Source organism: Bacteroidota bacterium (assembly GCA_030017895.1).
Lineage (GTDB): Bacteria > Bacteroidota > Ignavibacteria > UBA10030 > BY39 > JASEGV01.
This window is the reverse complement of record JASEGV010000034.1, coordinates 1-16,444: the sequence shown is the minus strand read 5'-3', so window position 1 is coordinate 16,444 and position 16,444 is coordinate 1. Positions and strand designations below refer to the sequence as shown.

At 39.0% G+C, this 16,444-nt stretch carries 14 protein-coding genes; 5 read left to right on the top strand and 9 right to left on the bottom strand.

What is annotated here, in order from left to right; genetic code table 11:
* Window positions 1-2 precede the first annotated feature (2 nt).
* From larE to QME58_07955, 8 genes are all read right to left on the bottom strand, one after another.
* On the bottom strand, window positions 3-860 hold the full coding sequence (gene larE, locus QME58_07990; GenBank protein MDI6803772.1) for an ATP-dependent sacrificial sulfur transferase LarE: 858 nt from the start codon (window positions 858-860) through the stop codon (window positions 3-5).
* A 24-nt stretch (window positions 861-884) separates the two neighbouring features.
* A complete protein-coding gene (locus QME58_07985) occupies window positions 885-2,291 on the bottom strand; it encodes a tetratricopeptide repeat protein (protein MDI6803771.1) in 1,407 nt (468 codons plus the stop codon).
* A 90-nt stretch (window positions 2,292-2,381) separates the two neighbouring features.
* The gene (locus QME58_07980) at window positions 2,382-4,265 is read right to left on the bottom strand and encodes an alpha/beta fold hydrolase (protein MDI6803770.1); all 1,884 of its coding nucleotides are present in this window, start codon (window positions 4,263-4,265) and stop codon (window positions 2,382-2,384) included.
* A 160-nt stretch (window positions 4,266-4,425) separates the two neighbouring features.
* Complete coding sequence (locus QME58_07975; GenBank protein MDI6803769.1) at window positions 4,426-5,376, bottom strand: malate dehydrogenase; 951 nt, start codon at window positions 5,374-5,376, stop codon at window positions 4,426-4,428.
* Between the two features lie 138 nt (window positions 5,377-5,514).
* On the bottom strand, window positions 5,515-5,769 hold the full coding sequence (gene rpmA, locus QME58_07970) for a 50S ribosomal protein L27 (protein MDI6803768.1): 255 nt from the start codon (window positions 5,767-5,769) through the stop codon (window positions 5,515-5,517).
* Between the two features lie 12 nt (window positions 5,770-5,781).
* Window positions 5,782-6,090 carry a 50S ribosomal protein L21 gene (gene rplU / locus QME58_07965; protein MDI6803767.1) on the bottom strand — a complete coding sequence of 103 codons (309 nt, stop codon included), beginning with the start codon at window positions 6,088-6,090 and terminating at the stop codon, window positions 5,782-5,784.
* 251 nt (window positions 6,091-6,341) lie between these two features.
* A complete protein-coding gene (locus QME58_07960) occupies window positions 6,342-6,527 on the bottom strand; it encodes a hypothetical protein (protein ID MDI6803766.1) in 186 nt (61 codons plus the stop codon).
* A 25-nt stretch (window positions 6,528-6,552) separates the two neighbouring features.
* Window positions 6,553-7,221: a TetR/AcrR family transcriptional regulator gene (locus QME58_07955; protein ID MDI6803765.1), complete on the bottom strand. Its 669-nt coding sequence runs from the start codon at window positions 7,219-7,221 to the stop codon at window positions 6,553-6,555.
* A 300-nt stretch (window positions 7,222-7,521) separates the two neighbouring features.
* Between QME58_07955 and QME58_07950 the strand changes: the two genes are divergently transcribed.
* The 5 genes from QME58_07950 (at window position 7,522) to ligA (ending at window position 15,907) form a co-directional block, all read left to right on the top strand.
* Window positions 7,522-10,026, top strand: coding sequence for an ATP-dependent Clp protease ATP-binding subunit (locus tag QME58_07950; GenBank protein ID MDI6803764.1), 2,505 nt, complete (start codon window positions 7,522-7,524; stop codon window positions 10,024-10,026).
* 208 nt (window positions 10,027-10,234) lie between these two features.
* Window positions 10,235-10,837, top strand: coding sequence for a phosphatase PAP2 family protein (locus QME58_07945; GenBank protein MDI6803763.1), 603 nt, complete (start codon window positions 10,235-10,237; stop codon window positions 10,835-10,837).
* A gap of 33 nt (window positions 10,838-10,870) precedes the next feature.
* A complete protein-coding gene (locus tag QME58_07940) occupies window positions 10,871-13,108 on the top strand; it encodes a PAS domain S-box protein (protein ID MDI6803762.1) in 2,238 nt (745 codons plus the stop codon).
* 6 nt (window positions 13,109-13,114) lie between these two features.
* Window positions 13,115-13,897: a DUF4115 domain-containing protein gene (locus tag QME58_07935; protein MDI6803761.1), complete on the top strand. Its 783-nt coding sequence runs from the start codon at window positions 13,115-13,117 to the stop codon at window positions 13,895-13,897.
* A gap of 3 nt (window positions 13,898-13,900) precedes the next feature.
* Complete coding sequence (gene ligA, locus QME58_07930; protein MDI6803760.1) at window positions 13,901-15,907, top strand: NAD-dependent DNA ligase LigA; 2,007 nt, start codon at window positions 13,901-13,903, stop codon at window positions 15,905-15,907.
* Between the two features lie 77 nt (window positions 15,908-15,984).
* On the opposite strand, the gene QME58_07925 is transcribed toward ligA, so the two are convergent.
* The coding region (locus QME58_07925) for a DUF4143 domain-containing protein (GenBank protein MDI6803759.1) at window positions 15,985-16,444 on the bottom strand (460 nt) is incomplete at its 5' end.

Below are 16,444 nucleotides of genomic sequence, written 5' to 3'. Positions count from 1 at the left end.
GGTTATATTTGTTTGTGATTGTTTAAATAATTTTCGGTTTCGGTTTGGGTTAATACTTCGTTCATCGATCCGGTGCGGTATCCTTCTAAATCAAGTGTGATATAAGTGAAACCGATTTCTTTAATTTTTTGAACTAATAACTGGCGTAAATTTTTATCTAAAAATTTTTCGATTTCGTTTTTACCGACCTCGATGCGTACTGTTTTGTCGTCGTGATGCCGAACGCGGAAATATTTGAAGCCATTATCGTGCAATAATGTTTCGGCATCATCAATTTTTTTTAATTTTTCCTTATCTATTCCAAAACCGTACGGGAAACGGGACGACAAACAAGCAAACGATTGCTTGTCCCATGTCGGAAGCGAAAGCTCCTTCGAGATTTCTCGTATATCCTGTTTGGTCAAGCCGGCTTCGAGCAGAGGTGAGCGGACATTTTTTTCGTGCACTGCTTTCATTCCCGGTCTGAAATCCTGCAGGTCATCTTTATTTGTACCGTCAGCAATCCATTTGATTTTATTTTCAGCAGCAATGGCAGAAAGTTTTGAAAACAATTCGCTTTTGCAATAGTAACACCTGTCGGGCGGGTTCTCTTTGAATTTTAAGTCGTCGGTTTCTTCGGTATGAACGACGAGGTAATTCGCTCCGATGCTTTTTGCAAAAGATTCGGCTTCTTCGTATTCGCGGACCGGATAAGTTTCAGATTTTCCGATTACGGCTAAAGCTTTATCGCCTAACACATCAGTTGCAACTTTTAAAAGAAGTGTACTGTCAACGCCTCCCGAAAAACCGATAACAACGTTTTCAATCTCAGACAAAATTTGCCTGAGACGGTTATATTTAATGCTCGATTGTAAAGTCATGTGTGGAAGAATGTGTGGAAAGAATTATTTTTTTAACAACTGCAAAAATTCTTTGATAGAACGGACGCCCGGAAATTCCGTTTCGAAAAGCTCTTTCTTGGTTTCATCTAACGTGAAAGATTTTCTCAACGATTCAATCGCTTCGTGATGTTTTTGCAAAAGGAAAAGGACTTTTGCCTTTCCGTAGTAGGCATCTGCCCAGTCGGATTTTAGATCAATACATTTGTTATAAGATTTTAAAGATTGTTTGTAGTATCCGTACTCGAGGAGGGTTTCAGCCAAATCGAACAAAGCATATAAATTTTCCGGATTAATTTTCAAAGCCATCTTATAGCTGATCAGTGCATCGCGCCAATATCCTAAACTATATGAAGTATCAGCTTTTGCATACCATAAGTCGGAATCGTTTTTGAATAACATCAAAGCACGGTTGTAATCTTCTAAAGCTTTCCGATATTTTTTTAGATAGTCATAGGAAACACCTCTCGCGTAATATGATTCGTAATGAGCAGAATCGATCTTTATCGCCTGAGTAAAACATTTGATCGCTTGGTCGTATTCCCCTAATTCCTGATAAGCGTTGCCCATATTATGCCAGGCATGCGAGTCATCAGAATCGATCCGGATAGCGTGTTGGTAGCATTCGACCGCCTCGTACAATTTTCCCATGTTGGCAAAAGTGTTTCCCTTGTTGTACCAAGCCGACGTAAAGTTCTCGTTTATTGTGATCGCCATATCATAATGATCGATAGCTTTCATGTAAAACGTTAACCGGTTATAAATGATACCGCAGTTGTACCAAGCGTTATAATTGAACGGATAGAGTTCTAAATTCTTTTTGTAATATCGGAGAGCGTCATCGAATTTGTTCATCATATCATAACAAAAGCCGACTTCATATATTAATAATTTGTCATCCGGCTTTATTTGAAGGAGATGTTTTAAAATCGGGAGGGCTTCGTGGTATTTGCTCATTTTTTCAAGCATAATCGCCTTCGAGAAGAGAGCGTCTTCGTTATCTGGCTCCTCTTCAATGGCTTTATTAAAACATTCATTTGCTTCCTCAAACCTGTTCAAATGTTCGAGAACTATCCCCTTATACAAAATAACTTCGTTGTCTGAAGGATTTAACATCAATGATTTTTGAAATGCTTCGAGCGCTTCTTCATACTTCTCTAATAGACTGAGAATGTTTCCTTTCATCTGCCAGAATTCAGAGCTGTATGAATTCTGCTCAATCAGCATATCTATATAAAACAGCGCATTTGCGTAGTCTCCTTCTTCGATGAAGAGGTTCACTACATCTTCTAAAGTTTCAGCACTAAGTTTTCCATTCGTATTTTTTATCTTATCCCGAAGATCCTTTGTTTCGTTATCTTGGTTCCTTGGCTGATCGATATCATCAGATTCGTCGAAATTGTATGTGTCCATAGTTTCTCCGATCTATTAATATTTTTATTTTGCATCGTTTCATATACTAACATAATATACATAAAATAATTCCAAACAATCAAGTAATTTTTATTTTATTAAAATCATTTTTCGCGTGTATCCCGATAAATTGTTTACATTATTATCGGTTACGGCTGTTATTAATCTATAGAAATATACACCACTCGCAAGCTGATCGGCATTGAAAGTTGCTTTGTATGTGCCGGCAAATTGTTTCCCCTCGAACAAGGTTTTTACTTCCCTGCCTAATATGTCGTAAACTTTTAAAGTTACATGAGTATTTTGTGGAAGAGAATATTCCAACGCTGTTGTCGAATTAAACGGATTCGGATAATTTTGAGATAGATGGAAAGTGCTCGGTGTTTGGTCTAAAACTCTTAGAATATATTCGTTTGTCATTAAAGGCAACTCGATATATGAAGCATAAATTTCGTTCACAAATATTTCATTGCGGCTGTATTTAAAAACAGGCAGAACGAATGGTACGCTGCCGAGTAACTTCCTGTTGGTTTTATCAATATTAGTGATTTCGATTCTGATCCTGTTGTTTGCTTGAAATTCGTGTGAATGAAAGAAGCCACGAACGTCAGCAGTAATCATTTGACCGGTTAGATTCCCGCGCGATACGTAATTTATCCGGTTGATAAAATATTTATTATTTAAACTATCAACTTCGTATATCTGAACATTAACGGGAAATTTTTCGGAAGACGACTTAAGATAGAAATTAATTCGTGGAGCGCCAAACATAAGTGCGCTGGTGTTTAATGGAGATGTTTCGAAAACTAATGTTCGTTTAGTAAAAGCGGAGTCGAACCGAAGCCCGGTAAAGCCTTCAATCCATGCTCTTTCAAAATTGTACATTGAGTCGCGGTAATCGTTAATAAGCTCAGCGATTTCATTAACTGATGTCGGGGCTGAATATTTTAGATAACCATTCGAATGCAAATAAAACCGGTGAGGCACACTATTATGAAACGGTAGTTCATTTATCTCGTGTTGTTTCCACTTGAAATATCCCAAAGAATCCATCGGAAGGCTGCTGTAAGCGTAAGTGTATTTAGGTTCATCAAAGAATCCAGTATTAATATTTCTTAAAAAATGTTTGAACCATCTTGTTATCCAGGAAAATTGGTATTGCCACTGATCGTAATTATCGTCCGAAAAATGTCCCCCGGTTCCCAAATACATTTTCTTCAAACCGGGATATGTAATCATGTTTCTGATTCCATCGCTTGCTTCAAAATAAAAGTCCTGATATTTAATAAAAGTCATCAGCGGCTTTTGTGAGGATTGCAAAGTTACTGTGTCGATATCACGCGGCGCCGTGAAAATAGAGTAAAGCGAGTCGAATGAATCGCGAGTGAGTAAATTCCACAATGTGTCTTGTATGGGGTCATATTTGACGCTAGAATTTTTGAGTAGGACAGGCACAGTTCTTCTGACAGCGCCATTCGTCAACATATCCGATGCCCAGCGAGGAACAATCACGTCCGCCGATACTGCTTTAACCGGCAAATTATCAACGATAGCCCAGAGTCCATGCAGCCCGCCTTGCGACCCGCCGATAATGCCTATCGAGTTAGTATCAACATTCGGTAAAGCCTTGACGAAATTAACGACTTCAGCCAAATCAAATCTCTCGCGTGTGGACATAATAGTGGAATTACCTGAGGAATATCCGTGACCACGGACGGTATAACAAAATGTGAGATAACTACTTTTTGCATAGCGCTCAGCGGATGGGATTGTAGAGTTTTTTCTTCCTCCGAACCCGTGTACAAAAACCATCACAGGATAACCATTAGCGGGAGGTGCTGTTGTAGGAATGAAGTAAGTTGCATCAAGACTGTCGCTCGCTCCTACCGGAACAAAAACATCATGCCTTGTTTGTGCAAAACTGGAAGAAGAAAAGATTAAGCTAAATAACACTATACAGTAGATAAATTTCATTCTGAGCACACCTACTGTTTTTTATAATTTATCAGTTTCTATTAAAAAAAATGTGACGTCAAACAAGCTAAAAAAAAGAGCCATAACACCTATAAACGGTAGAAATGGCTCTTGCATAAAGTAGAATTCTCTTTTTCAGCCACAACTGCTGCTGATTTATTTACTTCGACAGGGTCAGAACTTCATCGCTCGATTTCTTTACCGATGTGACGGACTTTGCGAAAGCCTCTTTTTCCTTGTCATTCAAATCCATGACAATGATTTTTTCAATACCCTTCGCGCCTAAAACGACCGGCACGCCGATAAATAAACCATCGACACCGTACTCACCTTTGAGCAGTGCGCAGACCGGCAGAATTTTTTTCTTGTCAAAAATAATTGCCTCAGCCATTTCCAATGCCGCCCATGCCGGAGAGACAAATGCTGAACCGCTGCCCAATAACTTAACCACCTCGCCACCAGCCTGGCGCGTGCGAGCTTCGATAGCATCCAATTTTTCGGCTGTGATGAATTTTTCTACTGGCATACCGGCAATACGACATGCCGAACGGATTGGCAGCATATCGTCGCCGTGGCCGCCAAGAACCATGGCTTCTACGTTCTCAACGCTTACACCGGCTTCATTTGCTACGAAATATCTGTAACGTGAAGAATCTAAAACACCAGCCATACCCATCAATCTTTCACTCGCCGGTTTTAAATTCATTGATAGGCGATAAACGATAGCATCCAAAGGATTAGCAACCGAAATGATAATCGCCTTCGGACAGAATTTAGAGATACCTTCGCTCACAGCATCCGTGATCTTTAAATTGGTAGCTAATAATTCTTCCCGTGTGGGAATAGTGCCATCAGGCCGGGCAGCACGAGGCACGCCAGCCGTGTTAATCACTAAATCCGCACCTTCGATAACGTCGTATTCTTTCGAGCCTTCGACCACTACATTCGATGAAATGATTGGTACGCCTTCTGCAATGTCCAGACATTTACCTTTGGATAGATCAGGCCCTTTCACATCTACCAAACTAACATAGCGCGCCAGCCGACGTCGCACGATTTCCTGTACTAGCACACCACCGATGTTACCACCACCAATTACTGCAATTTTCATTGTATCCTCCTGATTAGAAGTTATTTGATTTGTTAATTAAGAACTAAAAAAATTTAAAAAAAGAAGCCCGATCGAAACCAGATTATGTGATGAATCTAATTCTTACGGGCGATGCAAAGAACTGTATTAAATAATTGATTATGATTGAACGATGCTTACCATTTTTCGAGATTTACCTGAGTTCTCGAACTTAACAACACCCTCAACAAGCGCAAAGATTGTATCGTCCGAGCCGACTCCGACGTTTTCGCCTGGTAATACTTTGGTACCGCGCTGACGAATTATTATGCTTCCTGCTGAAACTTTTTCGCCGCCAAACCGCTTTACACCTAATCGTTGTGCATTACTGTCGCGTCCGTTACGTGAGCTTCCGCCACCTTTTTTATGTGCCATACCTAATTTTCCTTATCCAATTTTAGTAATTTCAATGTGTGTATATTGTTGCCGATGACCTTTACGGACTCGATAACCTTTTCGCTTCTTCTTCTTAAATACAATCACAGTATCATCTTTGAGATGATTTAAAATTTGTGCTTCGACTTCAATACCTTTAACTATTGGTTTGCCAACCTTGATACCTTTATCATCGCTGTATAGCAGAACTTTATCAAATTTTAGCTTATTGCCAACTTGGTTTGCTATTTTAGGGACAAACAGTTTCGCGGAAGGACTTACCTTAAATTGCTGTCCTGCTATTTCAACAATTGCAAACATGCTTAAAAATCTCCAAATTTGTTTAAAAAACGATAAATTGTGCTTAAATCTACAAATTAAATATACCAAAGTCAATATACTGCTTGCATCTAGTTTAAAAGATATATATATTCAATCAACAGTTTGGATATTAATTATGTTTCCTACATTAAGAGCAAGAGTGCACGCATGGCTTTGGTGGTTCGTAGCAATCGGAATAACCAGCTTCCTTTTTACAAGCACGTTTAGAACTATCGCTAGTCAGTTTTAATCTAAATCCATTTCTCGTCTTCGTTGGTCTCTACTCCGGCAAAAACTTCGTCGTTAATCGAACCTTTTGCTTTTTTCATCACGAACATCGGAAACGATGCCTGACTTTCTACTCCCGGTTTTAAAATCAAATAAGCTGCAACTGCTCCTATTCCTATTCCTACTACTGTCCAAAACAAACCTTTCATAACTTATCCTGTATTTTTTAAAATTTTATAATTTCGGTTGATAATATCTTTTTGCATTTTCTGTGAGCATCGTTGATACAAGCATTGCATTAGATTTTTGCAAAATCGTATCTACATCGACGTTTAAATTTTCTATCCAAAATTGATCTTTTCGGTCTTTCAATTTCATTATTGCTGTAGCATTCAACCAGAGTATTATTGCCATTTGCACGGGGTCGATGTTTTCCCGGAAAGTTCCATCTTTTATTCCATTTGAAATAACATCTATGATAACATCCCAAGCTCTCTTACTTTGGTTGTGACTTTCGTTTAACAATTCTTCAGATGCCATTGTATGGAATTGCGGGCTTTCGAGAAAAGAAAACATCCTGAAATAATGTGTATGCTTTTGCGAAAAATTATAATACGCTGAGCCGATGTTTAGTAACTTTTGTATTGTCGAAACATTCGGTGAAACTGATTCATTAAGTTTAATGATGAGAATATCGAATCCTCTGCAAATTACACCAAGATATAAATCGTCCTTGCTTCGGTAATACAAATACAATGTACCTTTGCTAAGCTCTGCTTTCTCGGCAATCTCATCCATGGTCGAGGCAATTAAACCTTTCTCAAAGAAAACAGATTCTGCGGCATCTAATATCGATTCGCGGCGAAGTTGTTTTTCTCTTTCTTTTCTTTCTATCTTACTCATTTTAGGGATATTTTAATTATTAAATGACTAACAGTCATTTAATTGGCTTAAGTATAACGAAAAATCTTTTGAAATGCAAGATACCAGACATCATACATTTTCTTTTCTAAATTTCATTCGAAGACTTCTTCTTCAATTATGCCTTTTCATAAAATATTTTATTATTTGATTAATCTTTTCTATTTCGTTATATTAAAAATGGTAGTTGATAGATGAGTATTGGAACAGTGTTACATCTATTAATGTTGTTTAAATAAAACTATGTTAATTTTTTTATGCTATTGCTAATAAAGGACAATAATGGAAGGTAATTTTTCAAATAGAGTACAAGATGTTATCCGGCTCAGCCGTGAAGAAGCTTTGCGTCTCGGACACGATTATATCGGAACCGAGCATCTGCTTTTAGGAATTATACGCGAAGGACAGGGCATTGCTGTTAAAATACTTCGCAACTTAGGCGTTGATCTGCAAAAACTTAAGAAATCAATCGAGGAAGCAGTCCGTTCAACCGGCGGAACGATGACTATGGGAAATATCCCACTCACCAAACAAGCCGAAAAAGTTTTAAAGATAACTTACCTGGAAGCCAAACTCTTCAAAGCCGATGTGATTGGCACAGAACATTTACTTCTCTCACTAATGAGGGACGACGACAATATTGCTGCTCAAATATTACATCAGCTAAATATTACATACGAAGCAGTTCGCTTTGAACTTGATAATATAATTAGTGGTAAAACTCCAAGCTCACATCCCGCCTCTCCTCAAGTGGAGAAAAAAAACGATAAATCGAAAACTCCTGTGCTCGATAACTTCGGTAGGGACTTAACCCGATTAGCTATGGAAGATAAACTTGACCCCATAGTAGGTCGTGAAAAAGAAATCGAGCGGGTAGCCCAAGTGCTTAGTCGTCGCAAAAAAAATAACCCGGTACTCATAGGCGAGCCCGGTGTGGGTAAAACTGCAATTGCCGAAGGACTTGCTTTGCGGATCGTACAAAAAAAAGTTTCTCGCGTACTTCACGATAAGCGTGTTGTAACACTTGACCTTGGAGCTTTAGTAGCCGGAACCAAATACCGCGGACAATTTGAAGAAAGAATGAAGGCGGTAATGAATGAACTTGAGAAAGCTAAAGATGTTATTTTATTCATCGACGAACTCCACACTATAGTAGGCGCCGGTGGAGCTTCGGGTTCTCTTGATGCATCAAATATGTTTAAACCCGCTCTCTCTCGGGGCGAATTACAATGTATCGGTGCAACTACACTCGACGAATATCGGCAATACATAGAAAAAGATGGCGCACTTGATAGACGGTTTCAAAAAATAATGATTGACCCGACATCGGTTGAAGAAACTATACAGATATTGAAATACATAAAACACAAATACGAACAACATCATGGTGTAAAATACACCGACAAAGCAATTGAAGGAGCCGTTAAACTTAGCGACCGCTATATTACAGACCGCTATCTTCCGGACAAGGCAATCGATGTCCTCGACGAAGCCGGTGCCCGTGTACATCTTTCTAACATCCATGTACCACAAGACGTTTTAGACTTAGAAGCTGAAGTCGAAAAAGTAAAACAATCGAAAAGCCATGTCGTAAAAAGTCAGAATTATGAAGAGGCCGCTCGACTTCGCGACCTCGAGAAAAAATTACTTAGCAGTCTCGAAACAGCAAAGTTAGAATGGGAGCAAAAATCGGAATCGCTTGTTTACGAAGTTACTGAGAATCACATCGCCGATGTCGTAGCTATGATGACCGGTATTCCTGTAAACAAGATTGCCGAATCAGAGTCGCTTAAACTTCTAAAAATGGAAGAAGTACTACAAAAACAAATTATCGGTCAGTCCGAAGCCATCGTTAAACTTAGCAAAGCGATTCGGCGAACACGTTCCGGCTTGAAAGACCCGAAACGTCCGATTGGTTCGTTTATATTCCTCGGACCTACCGGCGTTGGAAAAACCGAATTGGCAAAAGTTCTTGCAAAATATTTGTTCGACACCGAAGAAGCACTAATCCGGATTGATATGAGTGAATATATGGAAAAGTTTTCAATCTCACGCCTCGTTGGTGCACCTCCCGGATATGTCGGATACGAAGAAGGCGGTCAACTTACAGAAAAAGTCCGTCGCAAACCATACTCTGTCGTCCTGTTGGATGAAATTGAAAAAGCACATCCCGATGTTTTTAATATTCTTTTGCAAGTATTGGACGACGGTATCTTGACCGACAGTCTTGGAAGACGTGTTGATTTCAAAAATACTATCCTGATAATGACTTCGAATGTCGGGACAAGAGATATTAAAACTACAGGAAGTTTTGGTTTCGGAACTGAAACACCAAAAGACAAATACACGGCAATGAAACAAACTGTGGAAGATGCTTTGAAGAGGGTGTTCAATCCTGAATTTCTCAATCGCGTTGATGATACTATAATATTTCATAGCCTAGAGCGCCAGCACATTAATGAAATCATCGAAATCCAAATGGAAGAGCTTGTAAAACGTATGGAATCACTGGATATCAAGTTGCGGCTTACAAAACCAGCCCGTGAGTTTTTAATCGACAAAGGTTTTGATCCAGCTTTTGGAGCCCGTCCGTTGAAACGTGTACTTCAAAAATATGTCGAAGATGCTATTGCAGAAGAAATCCTTAGAAATAAATTTTCCGAGGGAAGCATAATAAATATTAAGCTTAATCCTAAAACCAATACGCTCAAATTCGTTGACGTGAATAAATCGAAAAAAGCGAAACCCGAAAAGGAACCCCAGGCTGAAACCAGCGAGAGCAACTAAAAATAAGGGGTTTTTAGTATTAATAATCAGCAGCACCATTTTTTTTTACAGTTATACCCACTCACAAACCGATAGCTCTCAACTTGTTAGCTATCGTTATAAAAATATTTCATCATTTATACAAACATACCCCTATCATTTAGTTGAAGGAGTTGAAACTGCTTTTTTAAAAAACAATACTCCGTATGCCTTCATCGGGAGTGCGGCTGTGATCATCGCTTTAAGTCAATTCGATACAGGTATCAGCAAGGAGTTTTATAGAAAGGCGTTTATGTCGCAATCGTTATCTAAAGCAGCCGACAACTTTGGCGAAACTTTCGGTTGGGGCTATTTTGCCGGAGCGGGGTTGATTAGTTTCGAAAGCTTGATATCACGAAACTCTTCTACAGAATATTTTACGAAGTTAGAATTGTTGTTAGAGTCGATTGCTGTTACTCAAATAATAACACAAACTTTAAAATTATCGACACAGCGGATGCGGCCAAATTTTTCTGACGACCACTCGTTTCCTTCGGGACATACTTCATCTACATTTGCAATGGCTGCAAGTTTAAACGGAATATATGGCTGGCAGGCAGGTATCCCGGCATACGTTCTCGCTTCGATTGTCGGGTTACAACGGATCAACTCGAATGCTCATTACTTATCCGATGTTCTGAGCGGCGCCCTCATCGGAACACTTGTCGGGCAGGGGTTCTCCTCTATTCATCATCAAAATAAAAACGATGCGCCGATGTTAAATACTTTTTTCTTTTTCGATTCGAGGTCATATGCTTTGCAGGCTAACGTAGTTTTCCGTTTGAATTTGTAACTCATTTAATTTCTTTATAAATTTTCATCGGAAATGATAAATCCCTTAAAACATATCAAAAATTTTACCTCATCGTTAGGCTTGGTTGAACAATCGCAAGTTGTTGCCTCAACAGCAGTTATCGTGTTGATGGTGACGATCCTAAGTATCAACATTGCGACGGGACAGGATTTAAGATGGGTAGATTTTATTACATTAATTACCGTCGGTATATTTGGATTTCTGATTGTTTTTTTTATTTCAAAATATGGACTGCAGATAAACGAACAACATCGTCAGTTGCTTGCCCTCAACACCATCGCACAAGCCGTTAGCCACTCAGTAGAATTGAAAACAGTTCTGCAAAATTCTCTTAAAAAAGTAGTTGACCTTCTGAATGCTGATGGCGGTTGGATCTATCTTGTCGAAAAAGACAAAATGGAGTTAAAGCATAGTTATAAAATTCAAACCAAAATTTTACCCGACCAAATTGATATTGACTCAAAATTAGCTGAAGCTCTTAAATTAAACAACGAACCGTCGCAATTTACATTTGAAGAAGAACAACTAATCAGCGAGCGGTTTTTTCGGTATAACATTCCAACATGGGCATCGCTTCCACTCGAATTAAACACACAATTTGTTGGAACAATTATAATAGCAAGCAAAGATTCAAATGCACTCAGACCAAAGCAACTCGAATTACTACAGGCTTTCAGAAACCAAATAAGTGTTGCTTTAAATAATGCGTACCTGTTCGAACAAATGAAACAATCCGAGCGGTTGTATGCCGATTTATACGAAAACCTTCCCGATATGTACCATAGCGTTAACTCCGACGGAATAATAGTAAGCTGCAATAAAACTGAACTTGATCATTTAGGTTTTACAAAAGAAGAAATAATCGGAAAAAAAATTACAAAATTATATCCCTCCGAATACCACGATTTAATCTTACATCGCATTAAAGAAATTTTTAATACCGGAGTCGATTTAAAAGGTGTCGAAGAAATAATGGAAACCAAAAACGGCACTCGAATAAACGTGAGTGTAAATACCTCCATTGTTCACAACTCCGAAAGAAAGCCGGTATTAATCCGTATGGTTGCACGCGACATAACCAAACAAAAACTGATGGAAGAGAAGATAATCCAAGCGCAAAAAATCGACAGCATCGGAAATTTGGCTGGCGGCGTTGCACACGATTTCAACAATATACTCAACTCAATACTCGGACCTGCTTCGATGATGAAACGAAAACTTACCGAGAGCGATAAATTTTATAAATACATAACTCTAATCGAAGATTCGGCTCGCAGGGGAGCTTCAGTTACACGACAGTTATTAACATTCTCAAGAAAATCGAATGTTTATTTCCGCAATACCGATATAAATAAAATTATAAGTGAAACCTTTCATCTCTTCGAAAGGAGCATTCCTAAATCGACTCAAGTTAAATGGACACCGTCGAAAGAAATTTTAATTGTTCACGGCGACGAAGGACAATTAGAACAAGCTATCTTAAATTTGTTCATTAACTCACAGGCTGCTCTGCCAGACGGTGGAATAATTACTGTGCTATGCAAGTCAATCATTACAAAGGAACACCTCCCCGCAGCTTTTAATGATGTTCCTCCGGGCAAATATGTTATGATAAAAATAATTGATAACGGAACCGGTATCCCGAATGATATCATCTTAAAAATTTTCGAACCGTTTTTTACAACTAAAGACCAATCGAAAGGAACCGGACTTGGCTTATCGGTGGTCTTCGGTGTTGTCAGAAACCACGATGGTTATATTTCAGTAGATAGTGAAATCGGTGTTGGGACTGCTTTTACGATATATCTTCCGCGAGTTGAAAGAACAGAAGACTTCGAAATAGATAAAATTGCAGAAAATCTTGTCGGTGGAAGTGAACGCGTGCTGATCGTCGACGACGATGTAGGAGCCAGCGTTGTAGGTGGCGATATCCTGCGTGAACTTGGATATAAAGTTGACATTGCTCAAGATGGTTTTCAAGCCCTTGAAAAATTTCAGAACAACAATATCTACGACTTGGTGATACTTGACCTCAATATGCCCGGCATCAGTGGTAAAGAGGTTTTTTATAGATTGAAGAAGCTAAAACCTTCTATCAAAATTTTAATTTGCAGCGGGTACAGCGATACTATTTTGAACGACGACAATTTTATTAAATCTATAGATGGATATTTAAATAAACCATATATGTACGAAGAGCTTGCCAAAGCGGTTCGTGAAGCTATTGATAAAAATACAATACCAAATTAAAATATTATGAATATCTGCAGCGAAGAATTAAAGAATGCACGGATAAGTCAAATAATTTCTTTGGAAGATATTTCAGCCGCAACACGCATTAACGTTAAATTTCTTCAAGCTATTGAAGAGGGACAATTTGCAATTTTACCACAAGCTTATGTGCGGGCTTTTATCCGTGAGTATGCGGCTCAGGTTGGCATAAATCCCGACGATAGCATAAAAAAATACGAACAGTCAACTCAACCTCAAATAAACAATGAAACTGCGTCTCCGAATACTGCTGCAAAAGTCCGCCTGTCGAAACAAAAAGGTGCATCCCAAACTACCGTTCTGGCTATACTCGCAATCATCGTGGTTGTAGGATTGATTGGCTCGTTAACTTTTTTCAGAGATGATACCGAAAAAACTGTTGCGGAAATCCCGTTTCAGCAAGCTGTAGAAGAAACTGAAAAGAAACCTACACCCGATTCTTCGATTTCTAATTTAAGCAAACACTCACCTCAAGGTTTACTTCCCCCGGCTTCAGTGTCGGGAGATAGTTTACTCCTTTTTATTTCAGCTTCCGAAAGCGCCTGGATAAGTTTAATAATTGATGAGAAAGTAAAAAACGAAATTCTTTTATTGGCAGATAAAAGTATGACGTGGAAAGCTGCACACGATTTCAAACTTACAGTCGGAAACGCCGGGGGCATTAAAATTAAACTCAACAATAAGGAAGTTCCCTCATTAGGCAAACGAGGGGCTGTTATACGCGATATTGTTTTAACGCGGCAGTTTCTCGAACAAACACAACGATAGAATATGCCTCTACAAAAATCTGTGATTGAAAAATTCGAGAAGCTGCGGAAAGAAATTAACGAACACGATTACCGTTATTATGTTTTAGCAGAACCGGTAATTTCGGATGCAGAGTATGATAAATTGATGAGTAACCTTGAGGAACTCGAAAAGCAGTATCCCGAATTAATTACACCCGACTCACCTACGCAGCGAGTCAGCGGTGAACCGACAAAAAAATTTCCCACAGTAACTCACTCAGTTCCGATGTTAAGTTTATCGAACTCATACACAGAGGAGGAAGTCATCGAGTTCGACCGTCGAATAAAATCGCTCCTGCAGGATCAATCGTATAAATATGTATGCGAGTTAAAGTTCGACGGCATCGCAGTTAGCTTGAAATATATTGATGGCATTCTGAAAGTCGGTGCAACACGCGGCGACGGAACACAAGGCGATGATATCACGAACAACCTGAAAACAATCCGCTCGATACCTTTAAAATTAGATACGAACAACAAAGCTCTTCTTGATATTGAAATACGCGGAGAAATTTTTATGAAAAAGGGTGATTTCATTCGGATGAACGAAGAGCGGGAGCTTGATGGTGAAAAACTTTTTGTAAATCCCCGCAACTCGGCCGCCGGCACATTGAAACTTCAAGACCCGAAAATAGTTGCCGAGCGTCCCTTAAATTTTTATACTTATTTTTTAAAAGCAGAAAAAGCAGATTTGAAAAATCATTCCGATTGTTTGAAAACGTTAAAGCAGTTGAAATTTCCGGTTAATGAATTCTCAAGATTGTGTAATAATATTGATGAAGTAATTGAGTTTTGGAAAGAATGGGAAGAGAAGCGTGAAACCCTTCCCTACGACATCGATGGTGTAGTAGTAAAAGTCGATTCGCTCCGTCAGCAAGATTTGCTCGGCGCAATTGCTAAAAGTCCGCGCTGGGCTTTCGCTTACAAATTCACATCGCGCAAAGCAGAAACTAAATTAAACGACATTAAACTTCAAGTTGGTCGCATTGGAACAATCACACCTGTCGCTAATTTGCAGCCGGTTTTTATTGGAGGAACTACTGTCAGTCGTGCTTCGCTCTACAACGAAGACTACATACAAGAACTCGACATCAGAATTGGCGACAGCGTCATCGTCGAAAAAGGGGGCGATGTAATTCCAAAAGTTACAGAAGTGATAAAGGAAAAACGACCTTCTATTACTCAAAAATTTTTGTTTCCATCGAAATGCCCTGAGTGTAGTTCAAAAATTTACCGTCCCGAAGGTGAAGTAAATTACTATTGCGAAAACACTGAGTGCCCCGCACAAGTTAAAGGAAGAATAATGCACTGGGCATCGCGAGGTGCTATGGATATTTCAGGTTTGGGCGAAGCTGTAGTTGATAGATTGGTGGAACTGAAATTTATAAAAAATGTCGCCGATTTATACTCGCTCCAAAAGCAAAAAGAAAAGTTAGCCACTATTGAACGTTGGGGCGATAAGAGTGTTCAAAATCTTCTAGACGGGATTGAAGTTAGTAAACAAAAACCGTATCATCGCGTCCTCTTCGCACTCGGTATCCGGCATGTTGGAATGGGGGGGGCTCAGATTTTAAGCACAAGTTTTCCATCAATAAAAAAATTGCTTGCTGCAAACAAAGATGATTTACAAAACACTTATGAGATAGGTCCAAAAATTACCGAAAGTATCGAGCGTTACTTTGCAGAAAAACACAATATTGATTTGATAAATCGTTTACAAACGGTGGGATTAAATTTTGAAGCTGTGAAGTTAGAAGGTTTGCCTTTAAGTGGAAAAACTTTTGTTTTAACCGGAACACTTTCGAGCATGACACGCGAAGAGGCAAAAGAAAAAATTGAGAACTTAGGCGGAAAAGTTGCTTCGTCAGTTTCAAAAAATGTTACCTACCTTGTTGTAGGAGCTGATGCGGGTTCAAAATTAGAGAAAGCAAGACAATTAGGTATCGAAATTTTGGATGAAGATGTATTTATTAAGTTCCTACAACCGTAAGAAGTATATAAAAAAATAATAAGCGAGCTTTTAAACCTGTCGAATTGATGATGTGGAAAAACTTTCGATACGGAGCCTTATTTTCCCTGGTTCAATATTGCCTCTATTAACGCCGCCAAATTGACAAATCGAACCATCATACCATTATATTCACGACTATAAGATCGCTCAATATCGTTTCCAACAACAAATATTTTGGCATCTGGGTAATGCCTCCAAAAAGCTTGCAGGTTCGACGACTCAAATTCATTAGCAGACCATTTGCACTCGATTGCTATGAGGTCGCTTCCCCGCTGTGAAAGAACAAAATCCACCTCGTGTCCTCGTTTATCACGCCAGTAATAAATTTCTCTCGATTGTAATTGAGCATGAAGTTCGTTTAACACAAAGTGTTCCCACATGATTCTAATATCTTTAGGATGCAGTCTTTGCCAGCTTTGCTGGTAGCTGATGAACCCTGTATCGAATGAATATACTTTTGGTGCAGAAATAATTTCTACAGCGCGGCGGGTGCTGAATGGGCGAACGATGTGAACG